Annotated in this window: 14 protein-coding genes and 1 pseudogene; 9 read left to right on the top strand and 6 right to left on the bottom strand. The window is 73.0% G+C overall.

Annotation, left to right across the window (positions count from 1 at the left end):
- Positions 1 to 171: 171 nt before the first annotated feature.
- The 4 genes from ABZ354_RS17130 to ABZ354_RS17115 form a co-directional block, all read right to left on the bottom strand.
- Complete coding sequence (locus ABZ354_RS17130; protein ID WP_358657445.1) at positions 172 to 1,359, bottom strand: acyl-CoA dehydrogenase family protein; 1,188 nt, start codon at positions 1,357 to 1,359, stop codon at positions 172 to 174.
- Positions 1,356 to 2,537 (bottom strand): acyl-CoA dehydrogenase family protein, encoded by a 1,182-nt coding sequence (locus ABZ354_RS17125; protein ID WP_358657443.1) that lies wholly within the window; start codon positions 2,535 to 2,537, stop codon positions 1,356 to 1,358. The genes ABZ354_RS17130 and ABZ354_RS17125 overlap by 4 nt, the downstream gene beginning before the upstream one ends.
- Complete coding sequence (locus tag ABZ354_RS17120; RefSeq protein WP_358657441.1) at positions 2,534 to 3,508, bottom strand: NADPH:quinone oxidoreductase family protein; 975 nt, start codon at positions 3,506 to 3,508, stop codon at positions 2,534 to 2,536. Before ABZ354_RS17120 ends, ABZ354_RS17125 begins: the two co-directional genes overlap by 4 nt.
- Positions 3,509 to 3,658: 150 nt before the next feature.
- Entirely contained in the window at positions 3,659 to 4,237 is a 579-nt protein-coding gene (locus ABZ354_RS17115) for an XRE family transcriptional regulator (RefSeq protein ID WP_358657439.1), read from the bottom strand.
- Positions 4,238 to 4,600: 363 nt separating this feature from the next.
- Here ABZ354_RS17115 and ABZ354_RS17110 point away from each other — a divergent pair.
- The 6 genes and pseudogenes from ABZ354_RS17110 to ABZ354_RS17085 all read left to right on the top strand — a co-directional run.
- Positions 4,601 to 6,115, top strand: a pseudogene (locus ABZ354_RS17110) (ATP-dependent DNA ligase); the annotation flags it as partial.
- A 92-nt stretch (positions 6,116 to 6,207) separates the two neighbouring features.
- Positions 6,208 to 6,678: an NUDIX domain-containing protein gene (locus tag ABZ354_RS17105; protein ID WP_358657437.1), complete on the top strand. Its 471-nt coding sequence runs from the start codon at positions 6,208 to 6,210 to the stop codon at positions 6,676 to 6,678.
- 141 nt (positions 6,679 to 6,819) lie between these two features.
- Positions 6,820 to 8,205, top strand: a complete 1,386-nt coding sequence (locus tag ABZ354_RS17100) for an NADP-dependent succinic semialdehyde dehydrogenase (RefSeq protein ID WP_358657435.1) — start codon at positions 6,820 to 6,822, stop codon at positions 8,203 to 8,205.
- A gap of 25 nt (positions 8,206 to 8,230) precedes the next feature.
- Positions 8,231 to 8,467 carry a DUF6213 family protein gene (locus ABZ354_RS17095; protein ID WP_358657433.1) on the top strand — a complete coding sequence of 79 codons (237 nt, stop codon included), beginning with the start codon at positions 8,231 to 8,233 and terminating at the stop codon, positions 8,465 to 8,467.
- Positions 8,468 to 8,712: 245 nt separating this feature from the next.
- Complete coding sequence (locus ABZ354_RS17090; protein ID WP_358657431.1) at positions 8,713 to 9,948, top strand: vanadium-dependent haloperoxidase; 1,236 nt, start codon at positions 8,713 to 8,715, stop codon at positions 9,946 to 9,948.
- 98 nt (positions 9,949 to 10,046) lie between these two features.
- Positions 10,047 to 10,574, top strand: coding sequence for a DUF488 domain-containing protein (locus ABZ354_RS17085; RefSeq protein WP_358657429.1), 528 nt, complete (start codon positions 10,047 to 10,049; stop codon positions 10,572 to 10,574).
- A gap of 234 nt (positions 10,575 to 10,808) precedes the next feature.
- Here ABZ354_RS17085 and ABZ354_RS17080 read toward each other — a convergent pair whose 3' ends face one another.
- Positions 10,809 to 11,507 carry a transcriptional regulator gene (locus tag ABZ354_RS17080; RefSeq protein ID WP_358657427.1) on the bottom strand — a complete coding sequence of 233 codons (699 nt, stop codon included), beginning with the start codon at positions 11,505 to 11,507 and terminating at the stop codon, positions 10,809 to 10,811.
- Positions 11,508 to 11,763: 256 nt separating this feature from the next.
- Between ABZ354_RS17080 and ABZ354_RS17075 the strand changes: the two genes are divergently transcribed.
- Genes ABZ354_RS17075 through ABZ354_RS17065 form a run of 3 tightly spaced genes read left to right on the top strand, consistent with a single transcriptional unit; the run spans position 11,764 to position 14,580 of the window.
- Positions 11,764 to 12,840, top strand: coding sequence for a type III polyketide synthase (locus ABZ354_RS17075; protein WP_358657426.1), 1,077 nt, complete (start codon positions 11,764 to 11,766; stop codon positions 12,838 to 12,840).
- Positions 12,837 to 14,051 carry a cytochrome P450 gene (locus ABZ354_RS17070; protein ID WP_358657424.1) on the top strand — a complete coding sequence of 405 codons (1,215 nt, stop codon included), beginning with the start codon at positions 12,837 to 12,839 and terminating at the stop codon, positions 14,049 to 14,051. Before ABZ354_RS17075 ends, ABZ354_RS17070 begins: the two co-directional genes overlap by 4 nt.
- 7 nt (positions 14,052 to 14,058) lie before the next feature.
- A complete protein-coding gene (locus tag ABZ354_RS17065; protein WP_358657422.1) occupies positions 14,059 to 14,580 on the top strand; it encodes a cupin domain-containing protein in 522 nt (173 codons plus the stop codon).
- 3 nt (positions 14,581 to 14,583) lie between these two features.
- Here the strand turns inward: ABZ354_RS17065 and ABZ354_RS17060 are convergent, their stop codons facing one another.
- On the bottom strand, positions 14,584 to 15,810 hold the full coding sequence (locus ABZ354_RS17060) for an acyl-CoA dehydrogenase family protein (RefSeq protein ID WP_358657420.1): 1,227 nt from the start codon (positions 15,808 to 15,810) through the stop codon (positions 14,584 to 14,586).
- Between the last annotated feature and the right edge of the window lie 132 nt (positions 15,811 to 15,942).

Below are 15,942 nucleotides of genomic sequence, written 5' to 3'. Positions count from 1 at the left end.
GGTTCCGGGGTGGCCAAGGAGCAGTGGCGGGACGGGAGTTGTCCGGACGGACCTCGCGCGTTCACCTCGGCGGGGCGGGGCGCGAACGGCGCGCGCGGGAGCGACCGGGAAAGCCCGCCCCAGGTGGGACGGGCTTTTCCGGGTCGTCGGCCGGTCGGCGGCCGGGGTGCGTCAGGGAGCCTGCAGGTCGGCGAGTTCGGCCAGCGCCGCGCGGTGGGCGCCGGAGGTGCCGTGGGCGATCGAGTCGGCCTTGGCCCGCTTCAGGTAGAGGTGGGCCGGATGTTCCCACGTCATGCCGATGCCGCCGTGCAGCTGGACCGCCTCCTCTGCGGCCCGGACGGCGACGGGTGCGGCGTAGGCCTGCGCCACGGCGACCGCCAGGTCGGCGTCCCGGCCGGTGGCGAGCGCGTCGGCGGCGGCGCGGGCGGCGGCGCGCAGCCCCACGACGTCCAGCCAGAGCTGGGCGAGCCGGTGCTTGAGCGCCTGGAAACCGCCGACGGGCCGGTTGAACTGCGTGCGTTCCTTCAGGTAGCGCGCCGTCTCGGTCAGGGTCCACTCGGCGAGGCCGAGCTGTTCGGAGGCGAGCAGTCCGGCCCCGGCCCGCAGGGCGCGGCGCACGGCGGGCACGGCGTCGCCGAGCCTGCGTCCGGGGGCGCCGTCGAGGGTGACCGTCGCGAGGGGGCGGGTCAGGTCGAGCGACACCTGCGGCGTGACGGTCACGGCGCCCGGCTCCACCGCGTACAGGCCGCCGTCGTCGGCGGGTACGAGGAGGACGTCGGCGACGGCCGCGTCCGCGACGCCGGTCAGCTCGCCGTGCAGCGTGCCGTTCTCCACCCGTGCGGTCCTGACGGCGCCGCCCGGGGCGATGTGCAGGCCGACGGCGAGGGCGCCGACACGCCGCCCTGAGGCCAGCTCACCGAGCAGGGCGTCGGCCGCCGGCAGGCCCCCGGTGCCGACGACCGCGTCGGTCCGCCCGCCGGGCGGGGCACCGGTCCGGACCGCGAGCAGGGCCTCGGTGGCGACGACGGCGCTGGTCAGGTACGGCACGGGGGCGACGGCGCGGCCGAGTTCCTCCAGGACGACCGCGGCCTCGCGGTGGGTGGCGCCCTGACCGCCCAGCTCTTCGGGCACCAGCAGTCCGGCGAGGCCCATGCCCTCGGTGAGGGACTTCCACAGCGCCAGGTCGTGCGGGGTGTCCGACTCGGTGCGCGCGATGACGCCGGCCGGGTCGCAGTGGTCGGTGAGCAGATCGCGCACGGCGGCGCGGAGCGCGTCCTCCTCCTCGGAGTACAGCAGGTCGAGCGGGACGCTCGTCGTACGCGCGGCAGCGGCGGTACCGGTGGTGCTCGGCGTGCTCATCGGGCGAGGTCCTTCCAGGCGACGTCCTTGTCGGTGCGCGGCTCGCCGGGCAGGCCCAGGACGCGCTCGGCGACGATGTTCAGCAGGACCTCGCTGGTCCCGCCCTCGATGCTGTTGCCCTTGGCGCGAAGGTAGCGGTAGCCGGCGTCGCGGCCGGTGAAGTCGACCAGCTCGGGGCGGCGCATGGTCCAGTCGTCGTACAACAGGCCCTCTTCGCCGCGCAGTTCCACCTCCAGGCCGCTGATCTCCTGGTTGAGGCGGGCGAAGGCGAGCTTCATGCCGGCGCCCTCGGGGCCGGGCTGCCCGATCGCGAGCTGCTGGCGCAGGCGTTCGCCGGTGAGGCGGACGACCTCGGCCCGGACCCACAGCGTCAGCAGCCGCTGGTGCAGGTCGTGGGTGCGCAGTTCGGGGCGTTCGCGCCAGGTCCGGGCGACCGGGCCGATCATGCCGCCCTCGCGGGGTAGCCGCATGCCGCCGATCGCGACGCGTTCGTTGTTGAGCGTGGTCTGCGCGACCCGCCAGCCGTCGCCGACCTCGCCGAGGCGGCGCGCGTCGGGGATGCGGACGCCGGTGAGGAAGACCTCGTTGAACTCGGCCTCGCCGGTGATCTGGCGCAGCGGCCTGACCTCGACGCCGGGGTCGGTCATGTCGCACACGAAGTAGGTGATGCCCCGGTGCTTGGGCACGTCCGGGTCGGTGCGGGCGATGAGGATGGCCCAGCGGGCGACGTGGGCGCTGGACGTCCACACCTTCTGACCGTTGACCACCCACGTGTCGCCCTCGCGGACGGCGCGGGTGCCGAGCGCGGCGAGGTCGGAGCCGGCGCCGGGCTCGCTGAACAGCTGGCACCACACCTCCTCGCCGGTCCACAGGGGCCGCAGGAAGGTGCGCTTCTGCTCCTCCGTGCCGTAGCGCAGGATGGTCGGCGCGGCCATGCCGAGGCCGATGCCGATGCGCCGCGGGTCGTTGTCGGGCGCCCCGGCGGCCTCCAGCTCGGCGTCCACGACGGCCTGCAGCGACCGGGAGGCGCCGAGGCCGCCCAGGCCCTCCGGGAAGTGCACCCAGGCGAGTCCGGCGTCGAACCGGGCCCGCAGGAAGTCGAGGCGGCCGGTCGTCGCGGGCGGGTGCGCGGCCAGGAACTCCCGGGTACGGTTTCGCAGTTCGGCGGCGTCGGTCATGCCGTTCCCTCCGTCCCCCCGGCGAGGACGGCGATCCGGCCGGTGGAGAGGCCGTCGGCGACCTTCTGCACGGCCGCTGCGGCGCCTTCCAGCGGCACCCGCTCGCTCACCAACGGCCTGATCGCGCCCCGCGTGGCCAGCTCGGTGAGCTGCTCGTGGCAGCGCAGGATCAGCTTGGGGTTCCTGGTGGCGTACAGGCCCCAGTGCAAGCCCATGATCGAGTAGTTCTTGACCAGGGCGTGGTTGAGCCCCGGGCTGGGGATGGCGCCGCTCGCGAAACCGACGACGACGATGCGGCCCTCGAACGCGGCGAGCTTGGCGGACTGGGCGTAGGCCTCGCCGCCGACCGGGTCGTAGATCACGTCCGCGCCCCGGCCGCCGGTGGCTTCCTTGACGGCGGCGACGACGTCCTCGGAGCGCCGGTCGACGACCACGTCGCAGCCCAGTTCGCGGGCCACGGCGGCCTTCCCGGCACCGCCGACGACACCGATGACGGTCGCGCCGGCCGCCTTGCCGAGCTGCACGGCCGCGCTGCCGACCCCTCCGGCGGCGGCGTGCACCAGCAGTGTCTCGCCGGCCTCCAGACCGGCCCGGCGGTGCAGGCCGAACCAGCCCGTCTGGTAGCCGATGTGCAGGGCGGCGGCCTCGGCGTCGTCCAGTGCGTCCGGGGCGGGCAGCAGGGCGGCGGCGTCCGCGACGGCGTACTCGGCGAAGCCGCCGTACGGCAGCGCGGGGTTGGCGATCACCCGGCGCCCGTCCTCGGTCTCACCGCAGATCTCCACGCCCGGCGTGAACGGCAGCGGGGGCCTGACCTGGTACTGCCCCCGGCACATCAGCGCGTCGGGGAAGTTGACGTTGGCGGCGCGCACCCTGAGCAGGACCTGGCCGTCGCCCGGCGTCGGCGGCGCCACGTCCGCGAGGCGCATCACCTCGCCCGGCTCGCCGTTCTCGTGCACTTGCCATGCCTGCATGCGGGGCCTCCCACGGAACTGCGTCGAGTGTGTCGTCCGACCGGTCCCTCGCATACTAAGCGGTCGCTTGCCCATGGGGGAACCGCCGGGGCGGGCGACGGTCCGGGCAGGTCCGCGGGCCGGGCGAGGCCTCCCGGACCCGGCCGCCGGTCACGACGGCTTCGGCCTGGCCCGTACGTGCATCCGCTCGCCCTGCGGGCCGAACAGGCTGAGGAACTCCACCGGCCCTTCCCCCGTCGACCCGAACCAGTGCGGGACGCGGGTGTCGAACTCTGCGGCCTCCCCGGCCGCCAGCACCACGTCGTGCTCGCCCAGCACCAGGCGGAGTCTCCCGGACAGCACGTACAGCCACTCGTAGCCCTCGTGGGTACGGGGATCGGGCTCCGGGCGGCGCTGCGGTTCGAGCACCTTGTACGCCTGGAGTCCGCCGGGCCGGCGGGTGAGCGGCCAGTGGGTGCGGCCGTGCCGGACGATGGGCCGGGACCGCACGCGCGGGTCACCTACGGGCGGGGCGCCGACCAGCTCGTCCAGCGGCACCTGGTGGGCCTGCGCGATCGGCAGCAGCAGTTCCAGGCTGGGCCTGCGCAGCCCGGCCTCCAGCCGCGAGAGCGTGCTCACCGAGATACCGGTCGCCTCGGACAACCCGGCGAGGGTGGCCCCGCGCTCCTTGCGGATGCGCCGCAGCCGGGGCCCGACGCCCGCGAGGACCTCTTCCGTCTCGTCCGTCATCCAGCCATTGCAGTTTCGGCAAACATGTTTGTCAATACGACCTCCGTCGGTGACCGGCGCGGGCGGGGTCGGCGCTCCCCCTCCTTCTCCCCCTCCGGCTTCACCGCCGCACGCACCGGATCTCGTCGCGAGTCGGCCGGGAAACGCAGCCCTCACAGCCCACCTCGGCTCCCTGCTCCTGCCGGAAGCACGGGACGCGGGTCCGCCGCCGAGGTGTGCGCCGTGGCACTCGGCCGCACCGCTGCCCCGGCGAGCCGGTGGTGCTCCGTCACCCGGTGCCCGAGCGGGTAACGCTCCGCACCCCGGCCGCCCAGGATGCGCGGTCCGGGTGTGACCCGACCTCCTTCGGTGCACTCTGACTGCATGCTGCTGACCCGGCTCGCCGACGTGTCCCGGGAGGTCGCCGCCACCTCGGCGCGGTCCCGGAAGATCGCGCTGCTCGCGCAGTTGTTCCGGGAGGCGGAACCCGACGACGTGCCGATCGTGATCCCGTATCTGGCGGGACGGCTTCCGCAGGGGCGGATCGGTATCGGCTGGAAGGTGCTGAGCCGGGGCGTGGCCCCGGCGGCCGAGCCCGCGCTGACCGTGCGGGAGGTGGACGCGCGGCTCACCGGACTGGGCGCGGTCTCCGGTGCCGGCTCCCAGGCGGAACGGGCCCGGCTGGTGGGCGAGCTGATGGGCGCCGCCACCGAGGGCGAGCAGCGGTTCCTGACCGGGCTGCTCACCGGCGAGGTGCGGCAGGGCGCGCTGGACGCCGTGGCCGTGGAAGGGCTGGCGCGGGCGACGGGGGCGCCGTCGGCGGACGTGCGGCGGGCGGTGATGCTCGCGGGCTCGCTCCAGACGGTGGCCGGGGCGCTGCTCGCGGACGGTCCGGCCGCCCTGGAACGGTTCCGGCTCACGGTCGGCCGCCCGGTGCTGCCGATGCTGGCGCACTCCGCGTCCTCGGTCGCCGAGGCCGTCGGCAAGCTGGGCGCCTGCGCGGTCGAGGAGAAACTCGACGGCATCCGCGTCCAGGTGCACCGGGACGGCGACATCGTGCGCGTTCACACCCGCACCCTCGACGACATCACCGACCGGCTGCCCGAGGTGCGGGCCGCGGCGCTGGAGCTGCGCGGGAAGCGATTCATCCTGGACGGCGAGGTCATCTCCTTCGACGCGGACGGCAGGCCGCGTTCCTTCCAGGAGACCGCCGGACGCGTCGGCTCGCGCACGGACGTCGCCACCGCCGCCCGCCAGGTGCCCGTCTCCCCCGTCTTCTTCGACGCGCTGTCCGTCGACGGCCGCGATCTGCTGGACCTGCCGCTGACCGAGCGGCACGCCGAGCTGGCGCGGCTGGTGCCCGCGCCGATGCGGGTGCGCCGCGCCCTCGTCGTCGGACCCGAGGACGTCGGGGCCGCCGAGGAGTTCCTCGCCCGGACGCTGGAGCGCGGCCACGAGGGCGTCGTCGTCAAGGGGCTCGACGCCGCCTACAGCGCGGGCAGGCGCGGCGCGTCCTGGCTGAAGGTCAAGCCCGTGCACACCCTCGACCTGGTGGTGCTGGCAGCCGAATGGGGCCACGGCCGCCGCACCGGCAAGCTGTCCAACCTGCACCTGGGTGCCCGCACCGCCGACGGCGGCCTCGTCATGCTCGGCAAGACCTTCAAGGGCATGACCGACGCGATGCTCGCCTGGCAGACGGGGCGGCTGCGCGAGCTGACCGTCGAGGAACACGGCTGGGGCGTGACCGTACGCCCCGAACTCGTCGTCGAAATCGCCTACGACGGACTGCAGCGCTCCACCCGCTACCCGGCCGGCGTCACCCTCCGCTTCGCCCGCGTGCTCCGCTACCGCGAGGACAAGCGCCCGGCGGAGGCCGACACGGTGGACGCGCTGCTCGCGACGCACCGGCGGACGGCCCCCCGGGCGGACCCGCAGCCTCCCCCGCGGACGGCCTCCCGGGCGGACCCGCAGGCGGACCCTCCGGTGCGGCCGTGACGGGCCGCGGCGCCCGCAGTGCCGGACTGCTGCTGTTCCGGCACTCCACAGCGGGCACCGAGGTGCTCCTCGGCCACATGGGCGGCCCGTTCTTCGCCCGAAGGGACGCCGGTGCGTGGACGGTCCCGAAGGGCGAGTACGGCCCGGCCGAGGCCGCCCGGGACGCGGCCCGGCGCGAGTTCCGTGAGGAGCTGGGGGTGCCGCCCCCGGACGGCCCCGGCATCCCGCTGGGCGAGGTCCGCCAGCGCGGCGGCAAGACGGTCACCGTGTGGGCCGTGGAGGCGGACCTCGACCCGGCGACGGTGGTGCCCGGCACCTTCACGATGGAATGGCCGCCGAGATCGGGCCGGACGCAGGCCTTCCCGGAACTGGACCGGGTGGCGTGGTTCGGCCTGGAGCGTGCGCGCGAGGTGATCGTCACGGCACAGGCGGCGTTTCTCGACCGGCTCGCGGAGCACTCGCCGTAGAGCGCAGAGAAACAGGTGTCCCTGCCCCCCGGCCCCCGGCCTCGGCCGGTCCGCGGACACCCTCTACCAGCCGCACCGCGTTGCGGCGCACACGGCCGCGCGCGAAGGTCGGAACACGGTTCGCTCCCAGGGAGGACGGTCATGCCCATCGCAACGGTGAATCCGGCGAACGGCGAGACGCTCAGGACGTACGAGGCGATGGGCGGGGACGAGATCGAGCGCAGGCTCCGGCTCGCCGAGGCCACCTTCCGTACGTATCGCACGACCGGCTTCGACGAGCGCGCCCGGCTGCTGCGGCGGGCCGCCGACCTCCTGGAGCAGGACGAGCAGGACCTCGGCCGGCTGGTCACGACCGAGATGGGCAAGCCGGTCAAGCAGGCCCGCGCCGAGATCGCCAAGTGCGCCAAGGCGATGCGCTGGTACGCCGACCACGCCGCGGAACTGCTCGCCGACGAGCAGCCCGCCGACGACGACGTACGGGACTCCGGAGCCTCCCACGTCCGCGTCCGCTACCGGCCGCTCGGCCCGGTGCTCGCGGTGATGCCGTGGAACTTCCCGCTCTGGCAGGTGATGCGGTTCGCGGCCCCGGCGCTGATGGCGGGCAACGTGGGCCTGCTCAAGCACGCCTCGAACGTCCCGCAGACCGCCCTCTACCTGGAGGACCTGTTCCACCGGGCGGGTTTTTCCGCGGGCTGCTTCCAGACGCTGCTCATCGGCTCGGCGGCGGTCGACGACATCCTGCGCGACGAGCGCGTGAAGGCCGCCACCCTCACCGGCAGCGAGCCCGCGGGCCGCGCGGTCGCCTCCACCGCCGGGGAGATGGTCAAGAAGACGGTGCTGGAACTCGGCGGCAGCGACCCGTTCGTCGTGATGCCGTCCGCCGACCTCGACCGGGCCGCGGAGGTCGCGGTCACCGCGCGCGTGCAGAACACCGGGCAGTCCTGCATCGCCGCCAAGCGGTTCATCGTGCACACCGATGCCTACGACACCTTCGCCGCGCGGTTCGTCGCCGGCATGAAGGCTCTCAAGGTCGGCGACCCGGCCGACGAGGAGACGGAGGTGGGGCCGCTCTCCAGCGAGCGGGGCCGGGCCGACCTGGAGGAGCTGGTGGACGACGCGGTGCGCGCCGGCGCCGAGGTGCTGTGCGGTGGCGAACGTCCCGACGGTCCCGGCTGGTACTACCCGCCGACCGTCCTCGCCGGCGTCACGCGCGAGATGCGCGTCCACCGCGAGGAGGCCTTCGGCCCGGTCGCCACGCTGTACCGGGCGGCCGACCTGGACGAGTCCGTGCTGCTCGCCAACGACACGCCGTTCGGGCTGAGTTCGAACGTCTGGACGCGCGACGACACCGAGGTGGACCGGTTCGTCCGGGACCTGGAGGCGGGCAGCGTGTACGTCAACGGGATGACGGCGTCCCACCCGGCGCTCCCGTTCGGCGGGGTGAAGCGCTCCGGGTACGGGCGTGAGCTGTCCGGACACGGAATCAGGGAGTTCTGCAACATCACCACGGTATGGCACGGTGCGTGAGCTCTCCGCGACTACGATCGCTTGTGTGAACCGCGAAGTGACTCTGCCGCTGATCGTCGACCACCGCGGTACCTTGCAGGTCGCCGCGTGCGACGTGAGCAAACTGCTGCGCACGGTGGGCGGCCGGTGGCTGCGCCTGGTGGAGTCCGGCGCGGAGAACCTCGACGAGGACACGGTGGCCGCCCTCACGATCGAGCTGGCGAAACTGGCCGACCGTATCGACGTGGTCTGCATCGCGCACAGCAGCGGCAGTACGCCCTGACGCCCTGCCGGAGCGACGCCGGACGCTTGACGCGCCGCGGCGCCCCGGCTGCCCCCGCGCACTCCAGTCGCCGGGCCGTCGACCGGGTGAAAAGGACGCCCGGACAGCCGGTCGGCCCGGCGCGGCGACTGCCCCCCTCGCCCGGGGCGCCGTAGGTGTCGGTGGAACGTCGTGAGGCACGTGGGCAGGAGGAGGATCCGGTGCGTAGGGGAAAATCGCTGGGCAAAGGCCGATGCGGTGCGGTGGTGGCGGCCTTGCTGCTGGTGGGAGTGGCGGGCGGGCAGCCCGCCGGGGCGGAGACCGACGCCCCTCGGGCGGAGGCCGCATCGTCGGTGATCTCGCAGTGGGCGGAGCGGGTGTCGGGGACCGTGGACCCGGAAGGAACGCTGACCCTTCCGGAGGAGGCGGTGTGGCAGGCGTATGTCTCACTGGCCATGTACAACGCGGTGGTGGGCATCGAGGGGCGGTACGTCCCGTACCGGTGGCAGGAACGTGCCCCGCGCGGCGCGTCGGCCGAAGCGGCTGCCGCGACGGCGGCGTACCGGGTGCTGCTGTCAGGGTTCCCGCAGGCGGGCCCCGCGCTGCGGCAGGCATGGACGGCGTCCCTGGCGAACGTCCCGGACGGACCCGCCGAGCAGTCGGGGGTGGCGTTCGGTAAGCGGTCGGCGGAGCACATCATGGAACTGCGCGCCCATGACGGGCGAGACGCCTCGGTGCCGTTCACCCCCTCTCCCGCGCCCGGGGTGTGGCGGCCGACGCCGCCCGACCACCATGGCTTCACCACGGGGTGGATCGCCCGGCTGCGCCCGTTCCTCCTGGACGAACCCAGCCAGTTCCGCCCCGGACCGCCCCCCGCACTGACCTCGTCGTCGTACGCGCGGGACCTGGCGGAGGTGAAGGCGTACGGCGCGAAGACCGGCTCGCGTCGGAGCGCCCTGCAGACGGAGACGGCGCAGTTCGTGGCTCGCGTGGAGATCCAGCAGGCACTGGGCGACCACGCCGCCCGGCACGCCTTCGACATCACCGACACGGCTCGTCTGTACGCGGCCGCGAACACCGTCGTGACGGACGCCGTCATCGCCGCCTGGGATGCCAAGTTCCACTACGGCAGCTGGCGGCCGATCACCGCCATCCGCGAGGCGGACACCGACGGCAACCCCGCGACCCGGGCAGACCCGGCGTGGGAACCCCTGATCCCCACGCCCCCGCACCCCGACTACCTCAGCGGCCACGCCACGTGGGGAGGCGCACTGATGCGTGCCCTGGAGACGTTGTTCGGCACCTCCCGCGTCGACCTCGACATCCCTTCGGCCGGCACCGGCACCGTCCGGCACTACGAGAACGCCGAGGACTACGTCCGCGACGTCATCGACGCGCGGGTATGGGCCGGAATCCACACCAGGACCGCGGATGTCGTCGGCAGCGCCACGGGTGAGCGGGTGGCGACATGGGCCCTGGAACGTCACTTCCTTCGCCGCTAGGTTCTGTCTCCCCGGCCGACGGCCGACGGCGGGTCCGGATGAGGATGCCCGCGAAGTGGATCGCGGTCTGAGGATCGCTGACGAGGTGTGCCGGCTGGATGACGAACCGTATCTGTACCGTCGGGCATTCGACGCGCGGCTTCGACGAGGTCTTGGAGATGCTGCGGGTCCATGACGTGACCTGCCTGGTCGACGTCCGTTCGTTTCCGTCGTCCCGGAAGTACCCGCAGTGGAACCGGTCCGCGATCGAGGAGTCCCTGCCGTCCGACATCGGGTACCGCTGGATCCGCCGCCTCGGCGGCCGCCGGCACACTCCAAAGGGCGTGCCGAGCGAGAACGGCGCGTGGCGGGTCAAGGCCTTCCGCGACTACGCCGACTACATGGCCGGCGAGGAGTTCGCGGCGGGTCTCGGGGAACTCCTGCGACTCGCCGAACTCGAACGGCCGGCGATCATGTGCAGCGAGGCGGTGCCCTGGCGCTGCCATCGGCGGCTCATCACCGACGCCCTGACCGTCGCCGGCGCAGAGGTGGTGCACATCATGTCCACCACGACGTCCAAGCCGGCCGTGCTGAACGAGCACGCGCAGGTCCGCGACGGGCACCTGGTCTACCCGCCGCCTCCTTGACGTGCGCTCGGGGCCGCGCGCCGGCGTGTCCGGAGGGCCCGTCGGCGGACGCGGTGGAGAACGGCCGGGCCGCGCGGACCGGCGGGCAGGCGAGTCCGGCACCCTCCGCCGGACCGGGGCCGCCCCTGGCGCCGCTCCGGCACTGGGCAGCCCGGGCGGATGGGGCGGCCGGGGCCACACCGACCGACACGCTCGCGCTCGCCCACCAGGCCGCTCTCCGCCTCGCGGGCATCCTCATCCGGACCCGCCGCGGGCCAGGAGACGACGCTGGGCGGTCCCCGCCAGCGTCGCCCAGAACATCGCCTCGCAGTGCTGCAGCAGGCGGCCGTACCGGTGTGCCAGGCGCTCGTCCAGGTCACCCGTGTCCAGCCCCTGCTGCACGGCCGCCGTCGCCTGCCGGTCCAGGTCGGGGGCCGGACCGGCGAAGAAGTCGAAGAAGGCGCACTGCTCGTCGGTGAAGCCGTAGTGCTCGCGCAGGGCGCCCGCGAGGGTGGCGCAGTAGCCACCCCACGCGGCGAAATTGGCGGTCAGGGCCAGGATCACGTCGGCCGGTGAGCCGTTCAGCGCGAGCCAGGCGACGTAGGCCGGATAGGCCTGGCAGCCCGGCAGCGGCTCGTGCTCGCGGGCCCGGGTCCCGTCCACACCGCAAGCCCTGGCGAACGTTTCCAGCCGCTCCCCCGCCAGTGCCTCGCCCTCGGCCAGGCCGGCGAAGAAGGCGGCGGCGTCCGGTTCGTCGGCGGCGGACCGCTGCGCCAGGTGGAGGAACGAGCGTCGGTCCGCTGCGATCACGCCGTGCTGTTCCTGGGCCAGTGCCGCGAGCGCGGTCCCTCCGGCCGCCCCCCGGGCGACCAGCGACACGAACGGATTCGCCTCCGCGTCGGGCGCGAGCTGGCGGGTGGCCGACTCCAGCAGCTGCCGGGCGTCACGTGTCATCGCTGCCTCCGTCGGGCCGGGTACGGGCAGGGGCCTGCGTTCCGACCTTGGCACGAAGGACGCCGCCCCGCCGTCCGGACCCCGGCGCGGCGGGCGAGGGCGGCCCTGCCGCGCCCTCCGCGGCACGGGACCCCGGGATGGAGTACTCCGGCGCGAGTTCGCCGCCCCGGCGGGTGATCGTAGGAGGGACCCATCCGATCCCGCCCTCTCCCGAACCGGGGGCGCAAGGGCTTGGACGCGAAAGCAGGCACGGTTCATGGCGATTTTGTGCAGACCTTCGGTGTCGGTTCCCGAGCACGTGATCACGATGGAGGAAACGCTCGAGCTGGCGCGTATCCGCCACGCCGGCCACCCCCAACTCCCGCTGGCACTCCGGCTGATCGAGAACACCGGGGTGCGTACCCGGCGCATCGTGCAGCCCATCGAGGAAACCCTGAAGCACCCCGGATTCGAGGAACGCAACAAGCTCTACGAGTCCGAGGCCAAGGCGCGGGTCCCGGCGGTCGTCCAGCGCGCCCTGGACGACGCGGAGCTGCTCACCACGGACATAGACATGATCATCTACGTGTCGTGCACGGGCTTCATGATGCCCTCGCTCACGGCCTGGCTGATCAACTCCATGGGCTTCAACAGCACCACCCGGCAGATACCCATGGCCCAGCTGGGCTGCGCCGCGGGAGGCGCCGCGATCAATCGGGCGCACGACTTCTGCACCGCGTACCCGGACGCCAACGCGCTCATCGTCGCCTGCGAGTTCTGCTCGCTGTGCTACCAGCCCAGCGACATCGGCGTCGGCTCGCTGCTGTCCAACGGTCTGTTCGGCGACGGCATCGCCGCGGCCGTGGTCCGCGGGCGGGGCGGCGAGGGCATCCGGCTGGAGCGCAACGGCTCGTACCTGATCCCGAAGACCGAGGAGTGGATCATGTACGACGTGCGGGCCACCGGCTTCCACTTCCTGCTGGACAAGCGGGTGCCGGGCACCATGGAACCCCTCGCGCCCGCGCTCAGGAGCCTCGCGTCGCGACACGACTGGGACGCCTCCGACCTGGACTTCTACATCATCCACGCGGGCGGGCCGCGCATCCTGGACGATCTGAGCACCTTCCTCGAGGTCGACCCGCACGCGTTCCGGTTCAGCCGGGCGACACTCACCGAGTACGGCAACATCGCCAGCGCCGTCGTCCTGGACGCGCTGCGGCGGCTGTTCGAGGAAGGCGGCGTCGAGCACGGGGCCTGCGGAATGCTCGCCGGGTTCGGGCCCGGCATCACCGCGGAGATGTCGCTGGGCCGCTGGCAGTGTGCCGACACCAGGTCGAAGGTGGGGACGGCATGACGGAGAAGACCCTCACCGGGCCCCTGCCACCGGTCCGGACATGGCCGGCGCTCGACCTGCCGGGCACGGACTTCGACCCCGTGCTGCGGGAGCTGATGGCGCAGGGCCCGGTGACCCGGATCAAGCTGCCCAACGGCGACGGCTGGGCCTGGCTGGTGACCCGGCACGACGACGTGCGCCTGGTGGCCAACGACCCGCGCTTCGGCCGCGAGCCCGTGATGGACCGCCAGGTCACCCGTCTCGCCCCGCACTTCATCCCGGCGCCCGGGGCGGTCGGCTTCCTCGACCCGCCGGACCACACCCGCCTGCGCCGCACGGTGGCCGCGGCCTTCACGGCGCGCGGCGTGGAGCGGGTGAGGGAGAAGTCCCGCCGCGTGCTGGAGGAACTGATCTCGGCGATGCTGTCGCAGGGTCCGCCCGCCGACCTCACGTCGGCGGTGCTGAGCCCGTTCCCCATCGCCGTGATCTGCGAGCTGATGGGCGTGCCGGCCGCCGACCGGGAGGCCATGCACACCTGGACGCAGCTGATCCTGTCGTCCGCGCACGGCGCCGACGTCAGTGAGCGGGCCAAGCAGGAGATGGGCGCGTACTTCTCCGACCTGATCGGCCTGCGCGAGTCCGGCACGGGCGAGGACGTCGCGTCGCTGCTGGGCGCGGCCGTGGGGCGCGGCGAGGTCACCCTGGACGAGGCGGTGGGACTGGCGTTGCTGCTGCAGATCGGCGGCGAGGCGGTCACCAACAACAGCGGCCAGATGATCCATGTCCTGCTGACCCGCCCGGAGCTCGCGCGGCGGCTGCGGGACGATCCGGGGATCAGGCCGCAAGCGGTGGACGAGCTGCTGCGCTGGATCCCGCACCGCAACGCCGTCGGCCTGTCGCGGATCGCCCTGCAGGACGTGGAGATCAGGGGCGTGCGGATCCGGGCCGGCGACGCGGTCTACGTGTCGTACCTGGCCGCGAACCGGGACCCCGAGGTGTTCGCCGATCCCGACGCGATCGACATCTCGCGCAGCCCGAACCCGCACGTGTCCTTCGGCTTCGGCCCGCACTACTGCCCGGGCTCCATGCTGGCCCGCCTGGAGTCGGAACTGCTGGTCGGTACGCTCCTGGACCGCGTGCCGACGCTGCGGCTGGCGGTCCCGCCCGAGGACGTCCCCTTCCGGAAGGGCGCGCTGATCCGCGGCCCGGAGGCCCTTCCGGTGACGTGGTGAGGCCCCGATGACGGCGACGGAGGGACTGCTGGTGCCGCCGGGTCACGGCCGGGTCGTGGCGGCGCCGGCCCAGCACGTCACCTTCAAGGTGACCGGCTCCCACTCCCGGTCGGCCTCCACCTTCGAGGTCCTCGTCCCGCCGGGCTTCGACGTGGGCGCCCACGTGCACACGCGCAGCGAGGAGTTGTTCTACGTCCTCGAGGGCGAGCTGGACGTCCTCGCCTTCGAGCCGCGCGTGCGCACACCCGACAACTGGCGGACGTGGCAGTCGCCTTCGGGCAGTCGGGTCGTACGGGCCACGCCCGGCACCGTCATCGTGGTCCCCCCGGGCTGCCCGCACGCCTTCGCGAACCCGACGGACACCCCGGCGAAGATGTTCTTCCAGGCGTCTCCGCCCCCGGACCACGAGCACTACTTCGAGGAGCTGCTGGACATCCTGGGAAGCGGTGCCCCACCGGACCAGAAGGCCATCGAGGCCCTGCGGACGAAGTACGACATCGAACAGCTGACGCCGCTCAGACACCGCTGAGTGTCAGCGGATCGGCATCCCGGCCAGCGTCCGGGCGATCACCAGGCGCTGGATCTCGCTCGTGCCCTCGAAGATCGTGTAGATGGCGCTGTCGCGGTGCATGCGTTCGACCGGGTATTCGCGGGTGTAGCCGTTGCCGCCGAGGATCTGGACGGCCTGGGCGGTGACCTTCTTGGCGGTCTCGCTCGCGAACAGCTTGGACATCGAGCCCTCGGCCGCGGTGAACGGCTTGCCGTTGACCGCCATCCAGGAGGCGCGCCACACCAGCAGGCGGGCGGCGTCGATGGAGGTGCGCATGTCGGCGAGCTGGAAGGCGACGCCCTGGTTGTCGATGATGGGGCGGCCGAACTGCTCGCGGGTCCTGGCGTAGTCGAGGGCGACCTCGTACGCGGCGCGCGCGGTGCCGACCGCCATGGCGCCGACGGCGGGGCGGGACGCCTCGAACGTGGCCATCGCCGCGTTCTTCACGCGCTCGCCGCCCGCCTTCGCCTTCTCACGGGCGCGGGCGAGCCGCTCGTCCAGCTTCTCCTTGCCGCCGAGCAGGCAGGAGCCTGGCACGCGCACGCCGTCGAGGACGACCTCGGCGGTGTGCGAGGCGCGGATGCCGTGCTTCTTGAACTTCTGGCCCTGGGACAGACCGGGGGTGTCCGGCGGGACGATGAAGGAGGCGTGGCCCTTGGAGCCGAGGTCCGGGTCGACGACGGCGACGACGACGTGGACGTTGGCGATGCCGCCGTTGGTGGCCCAGGTCTTGGTGCCGTTGAGCACCCACTCGTCGTTGGCCTCGTCGTACACGGCGTGCGTGCGCATGGAGGCCACGTCGGAGCCGGCGTCGGGCTCGGAGGAGCAGAACGCGGCGACCTTGACGTCACTGGCGTCGCCGTACATCTGGGGGATCCAGGTGCCGATCTGCTCGTCGGTGCCGTTGGCGAGGACGCCGACGGCGGCGAGGCCGGTGCCGACGATGGACAGGGCGATGCCCGCGTCACCCCAGAACAGCTCCTCCATGGCCATCGGGATGCCGAGCCCGGTGGGGTCGAAGTACTGCTGGGCGTAGAAGTCGAGGGAGTAGATGCCGACCTTGGCGGCCTCCTGGATCACGGGCCAGGGGGTCTCCTCGCGCTCGTCCCACTCGGCGGCCGCGGGGCGGATCACATCGGCGGCGAAGCCGTGCAGCCAGTCCCGGACTTCCTTCTGTTCGTCGTTGAGCTCCATGGTGAACTCGGCCATGTCCCCTCCAGCTGCCCACATGCGTGTTACTAACGGTAACGCGAGTGTGTTACCCACGGGTAGGAAAAGTCAACTCCTGACCACCGCTCGGCTGCCCGTTCGATCCCCCGGGACTCTGAAGTGCTAGTTTGC

The sequence above is a fragment of the Streptomyces sp. NPDC005925 genome, from assembly GCF_040638805.1.
Classification (GTDB): Bacteria; Actinomycetota; Actinomycetes; order Streptomycetales; family Streptomycetaceae; genus Streptomyces.
Note: the sequence above shows the minus strand (reverse complement) of the source record. Positions and strands in the feature narration are given on the sequence as shown.

Excerpts from the sequence above, each read along its gene's own strand:
- ABZ354_RS17085 (WP_358657429.1), top strand. The coding sequence starts at position 10,047 with ATGACGAACCGTATCTGTACCGTCGGGCATTCGACGCGCGGCTTCGAC.
- ABZ354_RS17080 (WP_358657427.1), bottom strand. The coding sequence starts at position 11,507 with ATGACACGTGACGCCCGGCAGCTGCTGGAGTCGGCCACCCGCCAGCTC.
- ABZ354_RS17120 (WP_358657441.1), bottom strand. The coding sequence starts at position 3,508 with ATGCAGGCATGGCAAGTGCACGAGAACGGCGAGCCGGGCGAGGTGATG.
- ABZ354_RS17100 (WP_358657435.1), top strand. The coding sequence starts at position 6,820 with ATGCCCATCGCAACGGTGAATCCGGCGAACGGCGAGACGCTCAGGACG.
- ABZ354_RS17065 (WP_358657422.1), top strand. The coding sequence starts at position 14,059 with ATGACGGCGACGGAGGGACTGCTGGTGCCGCCGGGTCACGGCCGGGTC.
- ABZ354_RS17115 (WP_358657439.1), bottom strand. The coding sequence starts at position 4,237 with ATGACGGACGAGACGGAAGAGGTCCTCGCGGGCGTCGGGCCCCGGCTG.
- ABZ354_RS17060 (WP_358657420.1), bottom strand. The coding sequence starts at position 15,810 with ATGGCCGAGTTCACCATGGAGCTCAACGACGAACAGAAGGAAGTCCGG.
- ABZ354_RS17130 (WP_358657445.1), bottom strand. The coding sequence starts at position 1,359 with ATGAGCACGCCGAGCACCACCGGTACCGCCGCTGCCGCGCGTACGACG.
- ABZ354_RS17070 (WP_358657424.1), top strand. The coding sequence starts at position 12,837 with ATGACGGAGAAGACCCTCACCGGGCCCCTGCCACCGGTCCGGACATGG.
- ABZ354_RS17125 (WP_358657443.1), bottom strand. The coding sequence starts at position 2,537 with ATGACCGACGCCGCCGAACTGCGAAACCGTACCCGGGAGTTCCTGGCC.
- ABZ354_RS17075 (WP_358657426.1), top strand. The coding sequence starts at position 11,764 with ATGGCGATTTTGTGCAGACCTTCGGTGTCGGTTCCCGAGCACGTGATC.